General features: G+C 61.0%; 23 protein-coding genes. 9 read left to right on the forward strand and 14 right to left on the reverse strand.

The genetic code is table 11. The features are described 5' to 3' along the window. Nucleotides 1–9 precede the first annotated feature (9 nt). Entirely contained in the window at nt 10–234 is a 225-nt protein-coding gene (locus J5J09_RS08840) for a hypothetical protein (protein WP_208549278.1), read from the forward strand. Here the strand turns inward: J5J09_RS08840 and dprA are convergent. From dprA to J5J09_RS08860, 4 genes are read right to left on the reverse strand one after another with little or no spacing between them, the layout of a single operon-like run. After that, the gene (gene dprA, locus J5J09_RS08845) at nt 187–1335 is read right to left on the reverse strand and encodes a DNA-processing protein DprA (RefSeq protein ID WP_208549279.1); all 1149 of its coding nucleotides are present in this window, start codon (nt 1333–1335) and stop codon (nt 187–189) included. The genes J5J09_RS08840 and dprA overlap by 48 nt on opposite strands. Nucleotides 1336–1342: 7 nt before the next feature. Continuing rightward, nucleotides 1343–1972 carry a glycerol-3-phosphate 1-O-acyltransferase PlsY gene (gene plsY, locus J5J09_RS08850; protein WP_208549280.1) on the reverse strand — a complete coding sequence of 210 codons (630 nt, stop codon included), beginning with the start codon at nt 1970–1972 and terminating at the stop codon, nt 1343–1345. A 21-nt stretch (nt 1973–1993) separates the two neighbouring features. Continuing rightward, nucleotides 1994–3286, reverse strand: coding sequence for a dihydroorotase (locus tag J5J09_RS08855; protein ID WP_208549281.1), 1293 nt, complete (start codon nt 3284–3286; stop codon nt 1994–1996). Then, nucleotides 3283–4239 carry an aspartate carbamoyltransferase catalytic subunit gene (locus J5J09_RS08860; protein ID WP_208549282.1) on the reverse strand — a complete coding sequence of 319 codons (957 nt, stop codon included), beginning with the start codon at nt 4237–4239 and terminating at the stop codon, nt 3283–3285. Before J5J09_RS08860 ends, J5J09_RS08855 begins: the two co-directional genes overlap by 4 nt. A gap of 134 nt (nt 4240–4373) precedes the next feature. Between J5J09_RS08860 and J5J09_RS08865 the strand changes: the two genes are divergently transcribed. Continuing rightward, complete coding sequence (locus tag J5J09_RS08865; RefSeq protein ID WP_208549283.1) at nt 4374–6026, forward strand: acyl-CoA dehydrogenase family protein; 1653 nt, start codon at nt 4374–4376, stop codon at nt 6024–6026. Here J5J09_RS08865 and J5J09_RS08870 read toward each other — a convergent pair. The 4 genes from J5J09_RS08870 to J5J09_RS08885 form a co-directional block, all read right to left on the reverse strand. Continuing rightward, nucleotides 6008–6943, reverse strand: a complete 936-nt coding sequence (locus J5J09_RS08870) for an AEC family transporter (protein WP_208549284.1) — start codon at nt 6941–6943, stop codon at nt 6008–6010. The genes J5J09_RS08865 and J5J09_RS08870 overlap by 19 nt on opposite strands. A 435-nt stretch (nt 6944–7378) precedes the next feature. Then, nucleotides 7379–8254 (reverse strand): NmrA family NAD(P)-binding protein, encoded by an 876-nt coding sequence (locus tag J5J09_RS08875; protein WP_208549285.1) that lies wholly within the window; start codon nt 8252–8254, stop codon nt 7379–7381. 123 nt (nt 8255–8377) lie between these two features. Further along, complete coding sequence (locus J5J09_RS08880) at nt 8378–9103, reverse strand: VOC family protein (protein ID WP_208549286.1); 726 nt, start codon at nt 9101–9103, stop codon at nt 8378–8380. A gap of 81 nt (nt 9104–9184) precedes the next feature. After that, entirely contained in the window at nt 9185–9649 is a 465-nt protein-coding gene (locus tag J5J09_RS08885) for a hypothetical protein (RefSeq protein WP_208549287.1), read from the reverse strand. Between the two features lie 177 nt (nt 9650–9826). On the opposite strand from J5J09_RS08885, the gene J5J09_RS08890 reads away from it, so the two are divergent. After that, complete coding sequence (locus J5J09_RS08890; RefSeq protein WP_208549288.1) at nt 9827–10948, forward strand: AraC family transcriptional regulator; 1122 nt, start codon at nt 9827–9829, stop codon at nt 10946–10948. Nucleotides 10949–10973: 25 nt separating this feature from the next. Here J5J09_RS08890 and J5J09_RS08895 read toward each other — a convergent pair whose 3' ends face one another. Continuing rightward, nucleotides 10974–11744: a hypothetical protein gene (locus tag J5J09_RS08895; protein WP_208549289.1), complete on the reverse strand. Its 771-nt coding sequence runs from the start codon at nt 11742–11744 to the stop codon at nt 10974–10976. A gap of 776 nt (nt 11745–12520) precedes the next feature. Between J5J09_RS08895 and J5J09_RS08900 the strand changes: the two genes are divergently transcribed. Together J5J09_RS08900 and J5J09_RS08905 are read left to right on the forward strand one after the other, a co-directional pair. Then, nucleotides 12521–12679 (forward strand): hypothetical protein, encoded by a 159-nt coding sequence (locus J5J09_RS08900; protein ID WP_208553632.1) that lies wholly within the window; start codon nt 12521–12523, stop codon nt 12677–12679. Then, nucleotides 12676–13005, forward strand: coding sequence for a DUF6105 family protein (locus J5J09_RS08905; RefSeq protein WP_208549290.1), 330 nt, complete (start codon nt 12676–12678; stop codon nt 13003–13005). Before J5J09_RS08900 ends, J5J09_RS08905 begins: the two co-directional genes overlap by 4 nt. On the opposite strand, the gene ruvX is transcribed toward J5J09_RS08905, so the two are convergent. After that, nucleotides 12951–13436, reverse strand: coding sequence for a Holliday junction resolvase RuvX (gene ruvX, locus J5J09_RS08910; protein ID WP_208549291.1), 486 nt, complete (start codon nt 13434–13436; stop codon nt 12951–12953). The genes J5J09_RS08905 and ruvX overlap by 55 nt on opposite strands. A gap of 15 nt (nt 13437–13451) precedes the next feature. Next, complete coding sequence (locus tag J5J09_RS08915) at nt 13452–13748, reverse strand: alkylphosphonate utilization protein (RefSeq protein ID WP_208549292.1); 297 nt, start codon at nt 13746–13748, stop codon at nt 13452–13454. Between the two features lie 166 nt (nt 13749–13914). Here J5J09_RS08915 and J5J09_RS08920 point away from each other — a divergent pair, with 166 nt between their 5' ends. Beyond that, on the forward strand, nt 13915–14619 hold the full coding sequence (locus tag J5J09_RS08920; protein WP_208549293.1) for a metal-dependent hydrolase: 705 nt from the start codon (nt 13915–13917) through the stop codon (nt 14617–14619). Nucleotides 14620–14661: 42 nt separating this feature from the next. Here J5J09_RS08920 and J5J09_RS08925 read toward each other — a convergent pair whose 3' ends face one another. Beyond that, a complete protein-coding gene (locus J5J09_RS08925; RefSeq protein WP_208549294.1) occupies nt 14662–15483 on the reverse strand; it encodes an arylamine N-acetyltransferase in 822 nt (273 codons plus the stop codon). Between the two features lie 193 nt (nt 15484–15676). Here J5J09_RS08925 and gatC point away from each other — a divergent pair, with 193 nt between their 5' ends. Together gatC and gatA are read left to right on the forward strand one after the other, a co-directional pair. Beyond that, entirely contained in the window at nt 15677–15964 is a 288-nt protein-coding gene (gene gatC / locus J5J09_RS08930) for an Asp-tRNA(Asn)/Glu-tRNA(Gln) amidotransferase subunit GatC (RefSeq protein WP_208549295.1), read from the forward strand. A gap of 72 nt (nt 15965–16036) precedes the next feature. After that, nucleotides 16037–17518, forward strand: a complete 1482-nt coding sequence (gene gatA, locus J5J09_RS08935; protein WP_208549296.1) for an Asp-tRNA(Asn)/Glu-tRNA(Gln) amidotransferase subunit GatA — start codon at nt 16037–16039, stop codon at nt 17516–17518. Between the two features lie 55 nt (nt 17519–17573). Here gatA and J5J09_RS08940 read toward each other — a convergent pair whose 3' ends face one another. Further along, nucleotides 17574–17831, reverse strand: coding sequence for a YjhX family toxin (locus tag J5J09_RS08940; RefSeq protein ID WP_208549297.1), 258 nt, complete (start codon nt 17829–17831; stop codon nt 17574–17576). 286 nt (nt 17832–18117) lie between these two features. On the opposite strand from J5J09_RS08940, the gene J5J09_RS08945 reads away from it, so the two are divergent. Next, the gene (locus J5J09_RS08945) at nt 18118–18627 is read left to right on the forward strand and encodes a GNAT family N-acetyltransferase (RefSeq protein ID WP_208549298.1); all 510 of its coding nucleotides are present in this window, start codon (nt 18118–18120) and stop codon (nt 18625–18627) included. Here the strand turns inward: J5J09_RS08945 and J5J09_RS08950 are convergent. Further along, a complete protein-coding gene (locus J5J09_RS08950) occupies nt 18624–18956 on the reverse strand; it encodes a DUF1294 domain-containing protein (RefSeq protein ID WP_208549299.1) in 333 nt (110 codons plus the stop codon). The genes J5J09_RS08945 and J5J09_RS08950 overlap by 4 nt on opposite strands. Nucleotides 18957–18989 lie beyond the last annotated feature (33 nt).

Consider the following 18989-nt stretch of genomic DNA (forward strand, 5'->3'; position numbering starts at 1 on the left):
AAACAAATCATGGATTCACCGTCTCCGGAGAATGGCAAACAGTCTGGCGAAGCCATCATCTACCTGCACCATATGCTGGGTGAACTGCGACAGGTTGCGCGCGCGGAGGGCGCAGACCTGCTTAGTTACCTGATCGAGATGGCTTACATCGAGGCGGGCGACATCCTGTCTGGCAGGCAAGACGCCTCAGTCACCCATGGCAAGCGAAACAAGTCCTCCCGGATGCCGATGTAGCCGACCGGCAATGTCCAGCTCCAGAAGCACCAGATAGACGCTAGCTGCGCCAATCCCGGTATGTCGGATGATGTCGTCCACCTCGACCGGCGTCGGCCCTAGCGCATCGACGATTCGCGTCCTGTCTGATTCCTCTGGTGGCGATGGAACACGGTCCTCACCATCTAGAACCGGCTCCTCCACCTCGCTTTGACGACGCACCTCCAGGGCCGAAACGGGTGCCAGCGCGTCAATGACGTCGGCGGCGGATGTCGTGACGGTCGCGCCGTCTTTCAAGAGGCCATTGGTGCCTTGGCACCGGGGATCAAGCGGCGAGCCAGGCACGGCGAAAACCAGACGCCCGAAATCCGCCGCCAGCCTTGCCGTGATCAGCGAACCGGATCGCGCTGCTGCTTCCACTACGACGGTGCCCAACGCGATGCCGGCGATAAGGCGATTGCGTCTGGGAAAGTCGCGGGCGCGTGCCTCCCATCCGAAAGGCATTTCGCTGACCGCTAGCCCGCGGTCACAGATTTCGTCGAAAAGCCGGAGATTTTCCGGCGGATACGGCTGGTCTATTCCGCCCGCCAGCGCGGCGATCGTTCCTGTGTCAAGGCTGGCCGTATGGGCCGCGGCATCGATGCCACGTGCCAGTCCAGATACGATGCTATACCCCGCTCTCCCCACGTCCCGCGCGATCATCGCCGCGAACTTGGCGCCGCTGATCGAGGCATTGCGCGAGCCGACGATACCCACGGCGGACTGGGACGCGACCTCTAGATTGCCCTTGACCGCGAGAAGGGGAGGCGCGGCTTCGATTTGCCGCAGGGCACTCGGATAACCGGGTTCACCGATGCCGAGGAAGCGTGCGCCGAAGCGGTGCGCTAAGTCCAGTTCCCGCTCGGCTTCCGAGACACTGGCAATGCGGATCGGCCGTGCGGAACCGCCCCTTTTGGACAGTTCGGGCAACATGTCGAGCGCCCGCTCCGCCGAACCGAAATGATTGATGAGGTCGCGAAAGGTCGCGGGGCCGACATTGTCGCTGCGGATCAGCCGGAGCCAGGCGATCCTCTGGCGGTCGGTCAGCGCAATTCCAGTCCGTCCTGCGCCGACCTCTGCCATCCGGCGGCTATCCTTTTTGTCCGATCTTGCTCTCGGTTCCCGAAATCAGTCGCTCAATGTTTGCCTTGTGCTTCCACCAGGTGATCACCGTCATCGCCGATGTCACGAGAGCTGCATCCTTCGCGCCGAGTATCCACAATGCAACCGGAATGACAAGTGTTGCAACCAGAGCGGATAGCGACGAATAGCGGCTGAGGAAGGCGACGGTGAGCCAGGAGACGGCAAACACGAGCACCATGATCGGAAAGATGCCGAGCAAGGTACCGATATAGGTCGCGACTCCCTTTCCGCCCTTGAACTTCAGCCACACCGGGAACAGGTGCCCGATGAAAGCCGCGAAGCCGCCGAGCAGGCCCGGCAATTGGTTGACATCGCCGCCAAAGAGCTTTTGCGCGAAGATAGCGCCGGCTGTTGCCTTGAGGGCATCGAGCAGAAGCGTCGCTGCCGCCAGCGGCTTGTTGCCGGTTCGCAGGACATTCGTCGCGCCGATGTTGCCGGAGCCGATGTTGCGGACATCGCCCAGCCCCGCCATACGGGTCAGCAGCAGACCGAACGGGATCGAGCCCAAGAGATAGCCGAGGACCAGCGAGCCGAAGATCGCGGTAGCGGAAAGCGAACCATAATCGAGGCTTGGCACGGAAATCCTCCTGTTCTTGTGTCAGAGCGCGTGAACGAGCCGGCCGGAAACGTATGTCGCCACGGCGCGTCCCGAGAACCGGGCGTCCTCGAACGGCGTGTTCTTGGACCGCGAAAGCAGCGTATCTTTCGCCACCAACCAAGGCTCGTCGAGATCGATCAGTGTTATGTCCGCCCTGGCGCCTGGCTTCAGCGTGCCGGCGTCCAGCTTGAAGATTCGGGCAGGGCGGGTCGACATGGCATCGATGAGCCGTATCAGGGGCACCTGGCCGTTGTGATGCAGGCGAAGTGCTGCGGCCAGCATCGTCTCCAGCCCGACAGCCCCGTCCTCTGCGTCTGCGAAGGGAAGACGCTTGGTGTCGACGTCCTGCGGATCGTGCGAGGACACGATGATGTCGATATCGCCCTTCGCGAGCGCTTCGACCATCGCCATCCGGTCATCCTCCGAGCGCAGCGGCGGTGCAAGCTTGAAGAACGTCCGGTACTCGCCAATATCGTTTTCGTTGAGCGCAAGATTGTTGATCGACACCGCGCAGGTGACATTCGCGCCCCGTCCGCGCGCGACGCGGATGGCTTCGGCCGATTCCGGCACGGAAATCTGCGCGGCGTGATAGCGGGCCTTCGTCAGGCCGGCGACGCGAAGGTCACGTTCAAGAGGAATGATCTCCGCTTCCCGCGGAATGCCGGAGAGGCCGAGCCAGCTCGCGAGCAGGCCCTCGTTCATCACGCCATTGGCACCGAGATATTTTTCCCGCGCCTCCAGCGAAATGACGGCATCGAATTCGCGCGAATAGGTCATCGCCCGCCGCAGCACCTGCGTATCGGAAAGACCTTTGCGGCCATTGGTGAAGGCGACAGCACCGGCTTCCTGCAGCAGACCCATTTCGGTCATTTCCGTGCCGGCAAGCCCCTTCGTCAGCGCCGCGGCCGGATGAACGTTGACGACCGCCTGGTCTCGCGCCGTCTTCTTGACGAACTCGACCAGCGCGATGTCGTCGATGACGGGATCCGTGTCCGGCATCATGATGAAGGAGGTGACCCCACCGGCAGCTGCGGAACGGCTTGCCGAGGCGATCGTTTCGCGATGTTCGGCGCCGGGCTCTCCAGTGAAAACACGTGCATCCACGAGCCCGGGAGTAGCGACCAGCCCGGAGGCGTCGCGAACCTCGGCTCCGTTTGGTGTGCCCTGATTGCGCGCAGAAGCACCGGCGGCGGCGATACGGCCGTCTTCGCCGACGATGATGCTGCCGACCTCGTCGAGGTTGCGCGACGGATCGATAATCCGGACATTGTTGATAACGAGCGGCTTGATCATGCGCCGGCTCCCTCGCTGCGTGGTCCCTGGTTCTGAGAAACCAACAGAGCCTCCATGACGGCCATGCGCACCGCGACCCCCATTTCCACCTGTTGCTCGATCACGCTCTGCGGTCCGTCCGCCACTTCCGAGGCAATCTCGACGCCACGGTTCATAGGACCCGGATGCATAACAAGCGCGTCTTCCTTGGCTGCCTTCAGCTTCTCGGCGTCCAGACCGTAGAAGCGGAAATATTCGCGCACCGAAGGCACGAAGGCGCCGGACATGCGCTCGCGCTGAAGACGCAGCATCATCACCACGTCCGCGTCCTTCAGTCCTTCCGCCATGTCGTGGAAAACCTCTACGCCCATCTGAGCGATGCCGGAGGGCAGGAGCGTGGCGGGCGCGACCACCCGGACACGGGCGCCCATCTGGTTGAGCAGCAGAATGTTGGAGCGGGCAACGCGCGAATGCAGGATGTCGCCGCAAATCGCGACGATGATGCGCGACAGCTTTCCCTTGGCGCGGCGGATCGTCAGCGCATCGAGCAGCGCCTGGGTCGGGTGTTCGTGTTGGCCGTCGCCGGCATTGACGACAGAGCAGGCGACCTTCTGGGCGAGCAGAGCGGCAGCGCCGGCGGACGAGTGCCGCACCACCAGAACATCGGGGCGCATCGCGTTCAGTGTCATCGCGGTGTCGATCAGGGTTTCGCCCTTCTTCACCGACGAGTTGCCAACCGACATGTTCATGACGTCGGCGCCAAGGCGTTTGCCCGCAAGTTCGAACGAGGATTGCGTGCGGGTCGAAGCCTCGAAGAACAGGTTGATCTGCGTCAGCCCGCGAAGCGTCGTCGTTTTCTTCTCCCGCTGCCGGCTGATCTGCACGGCGGCATCAGCCTTGTCGAGAAGAAGGGTGATATCCTGTTCGGAAAGCCCCTTGATGCCGAGGAGATGGCGGTGGGGAAAGAAGACCATGAGACCGTCCTCCGGAGAAAGTCACGCGGTCTATAAAGAGTGGGAGCCGCACGGGCAAGCATATGCTATGGGGAATGCCCTTTGTTCCCCATATAAAGCGAATCATCGAAGCGTTTGCGTGCGTTGGAAGGTAATTGAGTGACATGACCCGGATGGAAGACAAGTTCGCCGAGCTGAACCAGCCCGCGCCCTGGGCCGGCGTGAATGCGTTCCGCACCGACCCGCTGCTCGTTGATATGGCCTCCAGTCTGCCGCGCGCGATGAAGGACGAATTCGATGCCATAGGTCGTTATGTGACCTCGCACGAAGCGCAGGAACTCGCCCGGATGGCGAACCAGAATGCGCCGCAGTTACGCACTCATGGGGTCCGTGGCGAACGTCTCGACGTGGTCGAATTTCACCCCGCCTGGCATGCGCTCATGCGCCGCTCGATGTCGGTCGGCCTTCACTGCTCGATCTGGGAAGGTCAGCAGGGCACGCGTGGCCAGGAGCACAAGGCCCGCGCCATCCGCTTCTTTCTCACGGCCCAGCTCGAAAGCGGCCATCTCTGCCCACTCACGATGACCAGCGCCTCGGTCGCTGCCCTTGCCGCGTCGCCCCACGTGCAGCGCGAATGGGCGCCGAAGATCCTCTCACGGAAATACGACTCCACGACCAAACCGCCGATGCAGAAATCCGCGATCACGCTCGGCATGGGTATGACGGAGAAGCAGGGCGGCACCGACGTCAAGGCCAATACCAGCCGCGCCGAGCGCGTCGGCGAGGGCATTTACCGCCTCTCCGGCCACAAGTGGTTTATGTCGGCACCGATGAGCGACGCCTTCGTGATGCTGGCGCAGACGACGGAAGGCATGGGCTGCTTCCTCGTTCCGCGCCTTCTTGAGGACGGATCTCACAATGGTCTTTACCTCCAGCGCCTGAAGGACAAGATCGGCAACCGCTCCAACGCCTCGTCGGAAGTAGAGTTCGACGGCACCATGGCCTATCTGCTGGGCGAGGCCGGACAGGGCATCCGCACCATCCTGGACATGGTGACGCTGACCAGGCTCGATTGCGCCCTGGCGTCCGCCGGCATCATGCGCGCCTCGATGGCGGAAGCCGTTCACCACACACGTAGCCGCAAGGTGTTCGGCAAGAACCTCGTCGATCAGCCTTTGATGACGCGGGTGCTTGCCGACATGGCCCTCGACGTTGCGGCGGCGACCGCCCTCGTGTTTCGGTTGGCTGAATCCTTTGACAAGGCACGGGACAATCCGGCCGATGCGGCCTATGCCCGGGTGATGACGCCGGTCGTCAAATACTGGGTGTGCAAGATGGCGCCGGCGCTGATCTACGAAGCCATGGAGTGCATCGGCGGCTCTGGCTACGTTGAGGAACGTCCGATCGCCCGGCACTACCGCGAGGCACCTGTCAATGCGATCTGGGAAGGCTCCGGCAATGTCATGGCGCTGGACGTGCTACGTGTCATCAGCCGGGGCAGGGACCTGTTCGAAAGCGTTTTCGCGGGGCTGGAACGGGATCTCGGTCCCTCGGGCAAGAAGACCGTCGAGGTGCTTCGGGCCGCCGTGGCACTGTGCGAACGTGACGAGGGCGCCTCGCGCCTGCTCGTCGAGCAATTGGCGCTTGCCGCCGCAGCAGCCGAACTCTACCGGATCGGTGCCGGCAAGATCGCCGATGCCTTTACCGAAACCCGCCTGGCCGGCGGCTGGCGGCACACCTACGGTGTGCTCGACGGCCGCTTCGACGCGCGGTACGTCATCGATCTTCTCTACCCGCCAGCCACGTAGCGGGCGACGACAATCACCAGGGGGATCGTGAGAAAAGCTGCCGCTGTCTGGAGTGTCGCGATCGTAGCGTAGAGCGGCGCATCGCCACCCATCTGCTTTGCGAGAACATACCCGTTCATCGCCGTCGGCACTCCGGCGCCGAGCGCCAGCATGACCAGCACCTCGCCGGAGAGCCCGAAGGCCATGGCGGTGGCGACCATCACCACGGGGAAAAACAACAGTTTCAGGAACCCGGCCAGTAGCACGACCTTGCGGGGCCGCAGGGCGTCGGCGATCCTCAGACCGGCGCCGACCATGATCAGGCCAAGACCTAGCGACGCCCGCGCGACGAGATCGACGGCCATGGCAAGCGGCTCGTACAGGGTCATTCCGGAGAGGTTGAACGCGATGCCTGCCGCGGCGCCGAGGATGATGGGGTTGGTCACGATACGGGTGACGAAGCTGCGAATGTCGCGCCGACCGTTGCCGAACCACACAAGTACGCCGACATTGTAGAAATTGATCGGCACGATGATCGCTGCCATGGTGACCGCCACGATGGTGAGACCGATCGTCCCGGCGAGCTTCTCCGCGATCGCCAGACCTATGAAGGCGTTCCATCGGGTACTGGTCTGGAAGAGCGTCGTGAATGCAGGGCCGCCCAGTCCAAAGCGTTTTGCCAATGGCCAAAGCGATAGGACAAGCAGGCTCATCACCAGCACGGCGACATTCGTCGTCAGGGCGACGGTGGCGGTCGAGAGACCGGCGAAGTCGGCGTTCGAAAGCGTCTGGAACAGCAGCGCCGGAAAAAGCACGAAGTACCCGAACTGGTCGAGACCGTGCCAAAAACCGGCATCAATTGCCTTCACGCGTTTCAGTCCGGTGCCCAGCAGAACGAGCAGGAAGACGGGAAGGATACTCTCGAAGATTGGCAACATGGCTGGGTCCTGTGTCGCCTCGCCTTAAACCTTCCAGGCGGGGCTCACAACTGTCTTGCCGTCGAACGCGGTTGCCACGCGTCACGTCATACAGGCGCTCACTGATAAGAACCCATACGCCGCTGTACGGGTGTTCAGGCCGCTTTGGTCGTGTTGGTCGAGGCGCTGAGGCCGATCGTGGATAATATGCAAACCGTCCGCGCCAACAGAGACTGCATGGCATCCGCCGTGCAGCTCCGATAGGGGCCCCGTTCCCAAGGGGAAATCGACTTCCGCATTGCACACTGGTGATTTGCCCGATACGGCACCTCGCAAGTCAATTTGGTCGGACCTCGATTTTATGTTCAGGCCTGGAGCCGCCAGATTTCCGGACTGATAAAAATTGCATTTTTACCTCCTCCCTGTCGCCGGTACGACATGTCGATTGAGGAAATGTCAGGCGGCGACCGCCGGCTGGACCAGCGATCTGGCAAATTGCTCGAGCGTGGTCGGTGTCGCCATCCTGGGTTCGACGCGGCGGACCATACCCGAGCGAATGCCGGAGTAGAGCCCGCAAACCAGACGGGCCATGGGTTCGGGCATGCCTGAAGCGGCCATCGCGGCGATCATCGACTCGTCGTCGATCTGAATGTAGCGGACGGGCTTGCCAATGGCGCCGCCGATGATGGTGGCGGCCTCGTTGTAGCTGAGATCGGCCGGGCCGTGCAGTCCGAGGGTATGATGACCCTTCCACACAAGATCCATCGTCACCACAGCGGAAAAATCAGCGATGTCACGGGTTGCAATCATCGGGATGCGCTGATCGGCGGCGTGTGAGCTGTAAATTGCGCCTTCGGCTCGAATGGATGCAAGGCTGAACAGGAAGTTCTCCATGAAATGACCGGGTCGGAGAGACGTCATGTCGGGAAATGCGTCGCGGAAGCTCCGCTCGATCGCCGGGAGACAGGCGATCGGGCCGACGCCGTGATCGTGTTGCGCACCGACGCTCGAAAGCAGAACGGCACGGCGAATTCCCGCCTCGCCGGCGATGTCCGCAATTCTGCTTCCGCATTCACGCGACCATGAGAGAAAATCCGGCTGGTCGAAGACGAGAGGCGGTAGCCAGTAAAGAACATCGACATCCTTCACCGCCTCGCGCAGGACGGAGACCTCGTCGATCGAGCCCTCCACAAGACGCGCGCCGCGTGCGACAAAATCCTGAACCTTCGCAGGATTGCGGCTGATCATCGTGACGTCGTGGCCGCTCGAAAGTATGCGGTCGACGAGCACGCGACCGATATTGCCTGCCGGTGTATTGACGAGGATGCGCATGAAACTCTCCTTCAAGGTTGCGGGTTGCGGCATAAGGACGATTGGCTGATGCCTCGATCGACGCCTGCCTTTCGGTCCAGCGAAAATTTTCTTGGAAACCGACCTGGCGGCTTCCGCACGGCCCTAAAGCTTCGGCCGTGTCCGTTCTCCGTCAAACGAGGTCGCGCTCATCACCTCGTAAGTGAGCCTGCCCGCGGCGACGCCGGGATCGAGTTCGAGCAAGGCTTCCGCCTCCTGGCGGTTGCGGGCCTCAATCAGACCGAAGCCAATGATCGATTGACCGTCCGGTAGCGCGCTGAGGTGGGTGACGTGCTCGTCGCGCATCAGGGTGAACATGTTGCGGGCATGCTCCCACTGCAAATTCGCGAGTCCGGGATCATCGAAGCGGGGGCCCCGCTTGAAGGCGAAAGCGAAGCCCGGTTTCCGAGCCCCAAGCAGGGTCCGCATGATCTCATCCGTCACCGGGCCTGAATTGCGCCGACGAATGGGCGCATGCAGGCCGATGCGGTTACCTTCCGTGTCGACGAAATGAATTATCTCGCCGACGTCCTCCGACAGGACGGTTCTGCCGAGGACGACTTGCCCACCGACTGCCGGAAGTCGCCGTTCGAGGATATCCATTTTGCCATTGGCGTCGAGATAGACCAAAGGGCCGGCGGAGGAAGGCGCTCGGCCTTCCTCCTTCACAAGTGCGCCATGCACGCCGAATTCCATCGAAGGAAACACTGCATACACGGTTCGCCCCATAAAGACCGGCTCCAACGAAAGGTCAAGCAAGCGTTCGTAAAAGGCGATGGCACGGGCCATGTCAGTGACGGGTATCTCGACCCAGTTGAAGAGGTTCGTCATGCAGAAAGTCCTTGGTTGTCTTCGCGATCTCTAGAGAATTTCGTCGCCAAAGGATTGAACGAAATTGCAGGGCGCGCCGCCTCACATATCGATGGCGACCACTCGACCGTCGCTGACGGTGCATGTCCCAAGAACGCCGCCCTCGAAACCAAGACCCGTTTTCTTTTCCCGCAGACGGCAAGTCATAGTCCGTCCAGCCGAACCGGCTAGAACCGCTTCTATCGTTCCTTCCCACTCTCTCGTACCGGCATCTATAAGCAAACTGGATCTGACCTTTCCGCTCCCCACAAGGAAGCCTGCGTGTGGTTCGGAGTTGCGTGACACGGACAGCGCAGAGCCCGTGTAGATCTCTCCGTCTGGCAGAGCGACGGTCATCCGCGCTGTCGCTCCGCCCGAAGTCTCGTAGGTCACCCGCGCGCTTCCCATGGGGCGGCCGATCCTGTCGGTCACGCGGCTATCGCCACTGCCCGTCGCCGTGCATCCGGTCATCGTCAGCGCTGTCGATATTGCTACCAGTATGGGGAGTGAATAAAATCGAAGATGCATTGTATTTCCTGTTGTGAGGGGGGGCTGGGATTGGTTCACGTCAGGATGTGAAGCTCGATCTCAATACTTTGGCGACCGATCCTATAGGCCCGGTCGCCGGAGGGAGGTCCGACGGGCCATCTCGGCCCAACGGCCAGGAACGCCAATCGGCGTTGCCGTTTCAAGCGCGGAGGTCCCATGACAGTGCTCGCCATTTTTTTCTCAGCTCTCCTGGTGGGGCAGACCGTCATGATCGCGGCCCTGCTGCTGCGCGTGCCGTCGCTGCGCAACCCGGCCAACACGGCTCTCGCGCTGGGGATGCTGGCCATCGCCGTTTCGTGCATGCTGGACTCGATGTCAGCTTTCGCAGAGGCGGGCGCGGGGATCAGACTCATAGCAGGCGCGATGCTCACCGAATGCGTCGCCGCAGCCGCTCTCTATATTCACCTTCAATGGATAAGGCGGCTGGCCCGACTGCCGGAACTCGCCCGGCATGCCGTCTTCATCTTACCGGCAATTCTGGCGAGCCTGCCGGGGATCGTGCTCTCCGAGCGGATGCTAGGCGGGATTACAGGTCACCCGATCGCTCCCGCCGCGGCCACGATGGCCCTTGCTCTGTCTGTCGGCCTCGTGAGCGCGGTGCTTCTGCAAGCGGCCTATCTCAGCGCCGCGATAGCCGTCTTCCTGAAAGACAGGCGCAGCTTTGGAGCGACCATGCGCCGTTGGCAATCCATGGTGATCACCTCGCTTGCCCTTCTCTGGCTGATCGCCTTTGCCGCAAGGATTGGAGGATTGACAGGCACGATCGGAGATGAGGTATCGCCGCTGGTGGAGTGCCTTTTTTCCATCGTTCTTTCGCTGCTGATCTGGTCGGGTCTCGGATCGGCTCAGGTATTGCAGCACGCGCGAACCAGTGCCACGAAGGTTGTCGCGGCCGCCATACCCAAATACCGACGCTCCGCCCTGACGCCCCAACGGGGCGAGGATATCATGCGGCGTGCCAAGGCTGCTCTGTTGAGGGACCGGCTCTTCGCCGATCCTAGCCTCACTCTACCCAAGCTCGCCAAACAGCTTTCCGTGTCGCCGAACGATCTTTCACAGGCCTTGAACCAGACGCTCGGTCAGAACTTCACGGCTTTCGTCAACGAGGCGCGGGTCTGCGAAGCGGAGCGTCTGCTGAAGGAGCCAGGACACGCGACCGATACGGTACTTGGAATCGCCTATGCCGTCGGTTTCAACGCCAAGTCTACGTTCAATACCGCTTTCGTCCGCAAGAACGGGATGACGCCGAGCGAATTCCGCAAGGCTGGAGCCGTATAGGTCCATCGTTCACCGGACATGGTCCTTAGTTGTAAGCTACGCCAAGAAGTCGGTGTAGCGCTTTCTCGGGATCAGGAGGGGCGGCGGCGAGTTCCATAAAACTGCTCCGCTCGAGCAAGAGTTCGACCGCCAGTTGATAGCGGTTATAGACGCCGTTTCGAGGGTCCATTTGGGGGGCCTCCCGACGCAACGCATCCGCCGCGATGACGCGATCGACGTTGCTTCCTTTCCCGATATGATCGGCATAGCCCTCAAGCAACCAAGCAGGCGTACGCCAATAGGCAAGCCGCCCCAGTGCGGCGACCTCATCGAGATGCGTGATTTCATGGGCGATGAAGTAAGACAGTGGCCGGTCGGCAAGCGAAAATCGCCAGGAGGCCGGCGGAAAAATCGCGTTGCGTCCGATGTCTGACGGCCTGATGAAGATGTTACCGGCCAAATAGACGTCGGAAATCCCGCCGAACCTGTTTGACGCATTGCGGCCAAACATGTTCAGCTTCCACGTATCGTTGCAGATGTAGACATCATGGGGTCCGGACGGCGGGAGTTCCGACCTTTCGAGCCTCCGCCGAACATCCATCAGCACCTCCATGGCCTCGGGCGGGATCGGTCGATCCGAGTGCAGGTTGATGTCGGGCGTTCTGAAGCTGTAAGCGAAAAGAGGATCGGGCCATACCGTCAATGCGGCGGCCGTCACGATGGCGGCCAGGATGGTGGCCGAACAAAATAGGGCGAGCAGTCTGAAACCGCGTTTCGCCCGCGTCGGAAATCTTCGTCCTTGCTCACGAACTGACATTGATTGCCACTCGACCGATTTACGTTTTCAATTTCATTCGAACGTGTCGGAAACATGTCGGAAGAGGTCGTTCTAGCCGACAGCCAAGAGTGCGTGGAACTGGCGGTTCCGCCCGGCTTTGTCCTGATAGATTTATATTTCCAGCGCTCACTGATAAGAACATGTGCCCGTTTTGGGTGGCCATTGGACGTGATACGTGGGGGCTGGATTTCAAGGTTTCTTCAATTGCCGCCGCTGTGATCTGCGATACCATTACACGATTTAAAGGCGCGTTTTGATAGCCAATTCTGATGTACGAACGGCCGAAGTTTTTCGACGGGGCTCAACCGGGAGGATTTCGGTGCTAGCAAACGGGACGATTTTTAAGTTCCTCAAGGGCTGGCCATAAAGGGGACAACCACTTTGGCCTTTTCCGATCGTCAGGCCGTCTGGACGCGGTGGTCTCCAACAACTGCCTCCGTAAATCCTGGACGAGGCGGGCAATCACCGGCAGGTTCCGTCGGCTTTACGGTTCTTTCTGGCAAGCTGATATCGATCGTTGTTGTGCTGCCCTGACGGATGTTGAAGGCAGTTCTCAATGCAAAATAACTTTCCGCTCTGTCGAATTATGATCTGGCAGGAAACGGAACGCTGCCGGCCAATGTGGATGGACCCCTACATCACTCCTGTGGACAACCTTCCGGCGTTAACCACGTTCAGCGCTTTCGATTGAGACTCGGACGGCTTCCCGTATGGTGTGGTTAATGAAGTGTTAAAGCGTCGAAGCAGGAACTCCCGTGTCGCGTATTGCGTTCTTGATCGTCATGATGACGTTCTTCGCCGTCCTCGCGTTGGACATCGTCGTCCCCGCAACCGTTCTGAGCGTCATGGCACTTTCGAACTGGTTCGTACTGTCGGGCATGCCGGTGAGCCTCACCAGGGAGAAGGCCGCATGAAGTGGTTTTTGTTTTTTTGGGCAATGCCCATCCTGCTGCTCGGCAGCTGGTACGGACTGTCCTACTACGACATGAACTTCGGCATCTTCATGCTGACAAGACAGGCGCACGACCTGGTCTTCCATATCTACGGCAACATTCTCGGCATCCCGCCGGAAACGATACCGCCGCTCGTCGCGCGCGCCATCGTTGTGGACAGCCTCATCGTCTTCGCGATCATCGCTTTCCGCAGGCGTAGGCAGATTGCCGCGTGGTGGCAGGCGAGAAAGATTCAGTCCGAAGCCGAAGCGGCCCCGAGCGTTGAAAGCCTGTCCAGCGCCCCCTGAAGAATGAAACTCGCAGCGGCCGAGTCAATGCGGTCGGCCCGCTTTGCCCGCGATACGTCCATCTCCAGCAGCGCTCGCTCGGCCGCCACCGTGGACAGCCGCTCATCCCAATAAACGAACGGAATTTGTGTCTTTTCCGACATCGAACGGACGAAGGCCCGGGTTGCCTGGACGCGGGGGCCGGTCGAGCCGTCCATGTTGACAGGCAGTCCGATCACGAATGCGGCGACCTTTTCCTTCTCCGCGAAAGCGAGGAGCGTCTCGGCATCCTTCGTAAACTTCACACGCTTGATGACGGGCCGAGGGGAGGCGAACCGTCGTCCGAGATCCGACATGGCAAGCCCGATCGTCTTGGTACCAAGGTCCAGTCCCGCTATGGCCTGGCCCGGCTTGAGGCTGTCGGCCAGCTCCGCGATCGTCAGCGTTGCCACGGGTTCGGTCTCCGCTCAGCGCTTGCGCACGAATTCGGTGCGAAGGACGAGCCCCTTGATCGCATCGTGGCGGCAGTCGATCTCTTCTGGGTTGTCCGTCAGACGGATCGACTTGATCACCGTACCCTGCTTGATCGTGGTGTTGGCGCCCTTGACCTTCAGGTCCTTGATGAGCGTGACGGAATCACCATCGGCAAGGATGTTGCCGGCGGCATCGCGCACCGCATTGAGGCTGGCCGCTTCGGCAGCAAGTTCAGAAGCCGGACGCCATTCGCCCGTCACTTCATCGTAGACATAATCGTCGTCGGCCATTGGTTTGTCCTATCCATTGTAACGTCGCAAGCAGGGGCGACAGGTGGCTGCGGCTTACCCTACGCCTCCGGGCTGCGCAACCGACCGGCCATATACTTCAATCTTCAAAGATTGCCCGCCCGGCTCTTCGCCATATATTGCGTCCATCAAATCACAGGAGAAGTCCATGAAAATCACCTGGCTCGGCCACGCCGCGTTCCGTCTCGAAACCGCCAAGGCGACCATCCTTATCGATCCCTTTTTCAGCGGCAATCCCGGCTTTTCCGGTCTCGACGCCAAGACCGCCGCCGCGGGTGTGACGCATATCCTGCTGACCCACGGCCATGGCGACCATGTCGGCGACACGATCGCGATCGCGAACGAGGTGGGCGCGACCGTTCTTGCCAATGCCGACCTTGCCGCGTGGCTCGGCTCCAAGGGCGTCAAGAAGCTCGAGATGGGCAATACCGGCGGCACCGTCGCGTTTGATGGCTTCACCGCGACCTTTACCAACGCGCTGCATTCGTCCGCGCAGATCACCGAGGATGGCGTTTCCCACGCTCTCGGCAATGCCAATGGCCTGATGCTGCATTTCGATGACGAGCCCTCGCTGCTGCACATGGGCGACACCGACATTTTCTCGGACATGGCCCTCATCAATGAACTGCACGAGCCCGACATTGGCATCGTGCCCATTGGAGACCGCTTTACCATGGGTGGGGCAGTTGCCGCACTCGCCTGCCAGCGGTTCTTCGACTTCAAGACCGTTCTGCCATGCCACTACGGATCCTTCCCGATCATCGACCAGACGCCGGAAAAATTCGTCGTCGGCATGGAAGGCACGCAGACCAAGGTTGAAACTCCGAAGCCGGGTGGTGTGGTCGAAATCTGATCTTGATTTCAATGGTCGCAGCGCCCCTGCTGCGACCATTTTCTAGTCCGAACTCGGCGAGACGGCGATCTTGTCCCAGACCCGCAGGTAGAGCTCGGCGTTCGGCGGCAGCAGGAAAAGCTCGCTCATCGTGTGCTCGAACTCCGCCAGAGTAGTGATCTTCACCGATTCCACAGCTCCGTTGCGGATGCGTTTCAGGTCGCGGTTGAAAAGATTGTTTCGACCTTCCGGCGTCGCGATCGTCATCATCAGGTGGAACGGGAAGGGCGCCTTGTCCCAGCGGGCGCAAACGACGTTCGCAGCTTCGAAATCCAGCGGCGCGACCGGAGCGCGATCAAAGCTGTAGAGCGCGAACCATGTCTCGCCGTTCAGTCGCTCCAGCACGTGTTCGCCGGTTGCGTCGTCCCAACGTACGCGGAACGTCTCGTGTCCGACAGTCTGCGGCTCGGACGTGCCGATTTTCACCGGCTCGACGGGCGCCTGCCCGCCAAAGCCGCTGTCGGCGAGATACTCCTCGCCATCAATGGAGACGATCAGCATATGATGCGTCCGAGCGCCACCAACCGACGCTCCTTTCCTGACCCGCCCGAGAAACGGGGCGACAGTGAATCCAAGCGCGGTCAGTGCCTCTGCGAACAGGCGGTTCAACTCCAGACAATACCCGCCACGACGATCGACGATCAGCTTCGTCCAAAGCGCCGCCGGATCGATATCCGGAACGGTTCCCGTCAGCGGATCCATGTTCTCGAAGGCGATCGAGGAGATCTGCGCCCGTTGAAGCCGGGCAAGTCCCTGCGGTGTCGTGTCGATCCGTTCACAGTCGAGTCCGATGCGGTTCAGGTAGTGCTGGATGTCGAACGTCATGTGGCCTCCTCGTCCGCATGTTGTGGCGGATTTGGCGTCGGCGGACAATCCCGTGCCATATGTCCGGCAGTATGCTGATACCCGAAAAACCATTGCATCGCGCCGATGCGGCAATTATAGCCGGACACATGATACCCTCACGTCCCGCGCGACTGCGAAAGCCCATAACGCGCGACGCCCTGGAGAAGTCGAAATGTCCGTTGATCTCGCAACCGTGAAACGTGTCGCGCATCTGTCCCGCATCGCCCTCAGCGACGAGGACGCCCATCGCATGATGGACGAACTGAACGGTATTCTCGGCTTCGTCGAGCAGCTTTCCGAAGTGAATGTCGACGGCGTCGAAGCGATGACCTCCGTCACCCCGATGGTGATGCGCAAGCGCGAGGACGCCGTTACCGATGGCGACAAGGCGGGCGACATCGTCGCCAACGCGCCGGAGACCGACCGCAATTTCTTCCTCGTGCCGAAGGTCGTCGAATAGATCGACGTACTGCCCTCGTATCGACACGATCATGGCGCGCCCGCGCCTAGCCTTTCAAAGTGAAGCGACATCATGAGCGAACTCACCAGCCTGACCATTGCCGAAGCCCGCGCGAAACTCGCCGCGAAGGATATCAAGGCCGTCGAACTGACCGAGGCCTATATCCAGGCGATCGAGGCCGCCAATGACGTCATCAATGCCTATGTGACCGTGACCCCGGAGAAGGCGCGTGAGATGGCAAAAGCGTCCGACGAGCGCATCGCAGCCGGCAAGGCGGGCGCGCTGGAGGGCATTCCGCTCGGCATCAAGGACCTGTTCTCGACCTATGACGTCCATACCCAAGCGTGCTCGAACATCCTGAACCGTTTCAAGCCGAAATACGAATCGACCGTCACCCAGAACCTCTGGAACGACGGCGCCGTCATGCTGGGCAAGCTGAACATGGACGAGTTTGCGATGGGCTCCTCCAACGAAAGCAGCTACTACGGCCCGGTCATCAACCCGTGGAAGGCTGAGGGCTCGAACCAGCAACTCGTTCCCGGTGGCTCCTCCGGTGGCTCGGCCGCTGCCGTTGCCGCCCATCTCTGCGCCGGCGCCACCGCGACCGATACCGGTGGCTCGATCCGCCAGCCCGCCGCCTTCACCGGCACCGTCGGCATCAAGCCGACTTATGGCCGCTGCTCGCGCTGGGGCATCGTCGCCTTCGCCTCGTCGCTCGACCAGGCTGGCCCCATCGCCCGCGACGTGCGTGATGCCGCAATCCTGCTGCAGTCGATGGCAAGCGTCGACGCCAAGGACACGACGTCTGTCGATCTTCCTGTTCCGGACTATGCGGCGTCAGTAGGTCAGTCGGTCAAGGGACTGAAAATCGGGATTCCCAAGGAATACCGCGTCGACGGCATGCCGGAGGAGATCGAGAACCTCTGGCAGCAGGGCATCGCGTGGCTGAAGGATGCCGGCGCCGAGATCGTCGATATTACCCTGCCGCACACCAAGTATGCTCTGCCGGCATACTATATCGTCGCTCCGGCCGAAGCCTCGTCGAACCTCGCCCGCTATGACGGCGTCCGTTACGGCCTGCGCGTCGACGGCAAGGACATTGCCGACATGTACGAACAGACCCGCGCCGCTGGTTTCGGCAAGGAAGTGAAGCGCCGCATCATGATCGGCACCTACGTGCTTTCGGCCGGTTACTATGATGCCTATTACCTGCGCGCCCAGAAGGTCCGGACGTTGATCAAGCGCGACTTCGAACTGGCCTTCGAAGCAGGTGTGGACGCGATCCTGACGCCGGCCACACCGTCATCCGCCTTCGCCATCGGTGACGAGGCGCTCGCCGCCGATCCTGTCGCCATGTACCTGAACGACATCTTCACCGTGACGGTCAACATGGCCGGACTTCCGGGCATCGCCGTTCCTGGCGGCGTCGACAAGAAGGGTCTTCCCCTCGGTCTCCAACTCATCGGCCGCCCCTTCGAGGAGGAAACCCTCTTCAAGACCGCCCACGTCATAGAACAGGCCGCCGGCAAGTTCACGCCGGCGAAGTGGTGGTGAGTTCGCTTGCTGACAATCAAAAAACGGCGCCCGTGAGGCGCCGTTTTTGTTTGTGTCATCTGTTGTCCAACTGCGATCTCACCAGAACCAGTCCTCGTTCGGTGATACGATAAGGCTTGCCGCCCTTAGACTTGATTGCCTTTTTCTGCTTCAGCTTGCGGAAGGTGATGAGGTCGAGACCGCCGAAGACCCAGCCTTCTCTCGTGAAAAGTCGGATGGTTTCGATCTTGCGGTTGTCGTCGCGGGTCAGTTCGATGCGCCCGCCCTGGGCGAGCAGGTGGAGAATGCGCTGTTCGGCGCGGGAGATGTCCATGGTGGAATGTCCGGAATGGCGTCGTGAAGACGCGTGAAAACGGTGCCGCCGCCGCAAGGCGTCGGGGTTTCGTTTTCTGGCCCGAGCGCGCGAACAGGGTGATCGCGGGCAGGGGCCTTTACCGGGACTCGGACGAACCGAACATCAACACTCCATAGATGACGACAGCTTTTTCGCGTTTCGGTCGCGAAAGGTCAAGCCGTGGCTTGCGAATCGATGACGCCTGCCTCTCCTCTGGCGGGACGGAACACCATGTGTTTTATTGCCGCCGAACCTTGGAGGCCTCATGGCAAGCATTCGCACGGCGCGGGAAGACGAAGCTGATGTGCTGGCGGAAATCGGCCTCCGCGCCTGGGAAATGGCAATGCTGTCCGTCGGCGAAACGCGCCCGATGCTGGAGAATGCCAGTCGTGCCTTCCTGAATTTCACCCATAGCCGCTGGATCACCATATCCGTGGTCGAAATGGGCGGCGTGCCCGCCGGCTGGGCAGCGCGGGAGCGGCTGGACGAAAACATCACCGATTTCTGGATCGATCCGCAATATCAGCGGCGAGGCCTGGGCTCCGCCCTGCTGATCGAAGTCGAGGAGGAGTTGCGAAGCCACGGCTTCGAAAAGGTCGCGTTGGAAACGCATGCCCGTAATCGTGCAGCTGTCGATTTCTTTGAGAAGCACGGCTACGGCGTCAATTGGCTGACGGTATCCTACAATCCCAAGCTCGATCGCGACATCCAGACGATCGGGCTATCAAAGCAACTCGTCGAGCCGGCCGGCACGGGATACGGACAGGAGTTCTAGACGAGCGAGGAGAGGGCAACCGCCAGCAGCCTCGCGGCGTCAGGACAAATAAGCAGCAGGAGAGCCACCACCAGGCACACGCCGTGCGTGATGCAGATGGCGCGCAGAATGGAGCGGAAGGGCTCCTTTCGCGTCTTATGCCGAAGCACCCGCTGCCCGATAACTGCGCCCGGAGTGCCGCCCAAAAAGGCGAGCCCCAGCAGTGTGCTTTCGCTGATGCGCCATTCTCCATTTCTGGCGGCGTCCTTGTCCCACCAGAAGGTGCAGAAGACGATGACGTTGTAGAGCGCGAAGATCAGTATCGCGATGGCGAAATCCGTCGGGGTCATTTCAGAAATCTGCCGCAAACTTGTTAAAGTCGC

Source organism: Ciceribacter sp. L1K22 (genome assembly GCF_017599385.1).
Lineage (GTDB): Bacteria > Pseudomonadota > Alphaproteobacteria > Rhizobiales > Rhizobiaceae > Allorhizobium.

Excerpts from the sequence above, each read along its gene's own strand:
- J5J09_RS08925 (WP_208549294.1), bottom strand. The coding sequence starts at position 15,483 with ATGACGTTCGACATCCAGCACTACCTGAACCGCATCGGACTCGACTGT.
- J5J09_RS08890 (WP_208549288.1), top strand. The coding sequence starts at position 9,827 with ATGACAGTGCTCGCCATTTTTTTCTCAGCTCTCCTGGTGGGGCAGACC.
- J5J09_RS08950 (WP_208549299.1), bottom strand. The coding sequence starts at position 18,956 with ATGACCCCGACGGATTTCGCCATCGCGATACTGATCTTCGCGCTCTAC.
- J5J09_RS08885 (WP_208549287.1), bottom strand. The coding sequence starts at position 9,649 with ATGCATCTTCGATTTTATTCACTCCCCATACTGGTAGCAATATCGACA.
- J5J09_RS08920 (WP_208549293.1), top strand. The coding sequence starts at position 13,915 with ATGAAAATCACCTGGCTCGGCCACGCCGCGTTCCGTCTCGAAACCGCC.
- J5J09_RS08855 (WP_208549281.1), bottom strand. The coding sequence starts at position 3,286 with ATGATCAAGCCGCTCGTTATCAACAATGTCCGGATTATCGATCCGTCG.
- J5J09_RS08860 (WP_208549282.1), bottom strand. The coding sequence starts at position 4,239 with ATGGTCTTCTTTCCCCACCGCCATCTCCTCGGCATCAAGGGGCTTTCC.
- J5J09_RS08915 (WP_208549292.1), bottom strand. The coding sequence starts at position 13,748 with ATGGCCGACGACGATTATGTCTACGATGAAGTGACGGGCGAATGGCGT.
- J5J09_RS08905 (WP_208549290.1), top strand. The coding sequence starts at position 12,676 with ATGAAGTGGTTTTTGTTTTTTTGGGCAATGCCCATCCTGCTGCTCGGC.
- dprA (WP_208549279.1), bottom strand. The coding sequence starts at position 1,335 with ATGGCAGAGGTCGGCGCAGGACGGACTGGAATTGCGCTGACCGACCGC.
- J5J09_RS08880 (WP_208549286.1), bottom strand. The coding sequence starts at position 9,103 with ATGACGAACCTCTTCAACTGGGTCGAGATACCCGTCACTGACATGGCC.
- J5J09_RS08945 (WP_208549298.1), top strand. The coding sequence starts at position 18,118 with ATGGCAAGCATTCGCACGGCGCGGGAAGACGAAGCTGATGTGCTGGCG.
- J5J09_RS08940 (WP_208549297.1), bottom strand. The coding sequence starts at position 17,831 with ATGGACATCTCCCGCGCCGAACAGCGCATTCTCCACCTGCTCGCCCAG.
- J5J09_RS08840 (WP_208549278.1), top strand. The coding sequence starts at position 10 with ATGGATTCACCGTCTCCGGAGAATGGCAAACAGTCTGGCGAAGCCATC.
- J5J09_RS08895 (WP_208549289.1), bottom strand. The coding sequence starts at position 11,744 with ATGTCAGTTCGTGAGCAAGGACGAAGATTTCCGACGCGGGCGAAACGC.
- J5J09_RS08875 (WP_208549285.1), bottom strand. The coding sequence starts at position 8,254 with ATGCGCATCCTCGTCAATACACCGGCAGGCAATATCGGTCGCGTGCTC.
- J5J09_RS08870 (WP_208549284.1), bottom strand. The coding sequence starts at position 6,943 with ATGTTGCCAATCTTCGAGAGTATCCTTCCCGTCTTCCTGCTCGTTCTG.
- gatA (WP_208549296.1), top strand. The coding sequence starts at position 16,037 with ATGAGCGAACTCACCAGCCTGACCATTGCCGAAGCCCGCGCGAAACTC.
- gatC (WP_208549295.1), top strand. The coding sequence starts at position 15,677 with ATGTCCGTTGATCTCGCAACCGTGAAACGTGTCGCGCATCTGTCCCGC.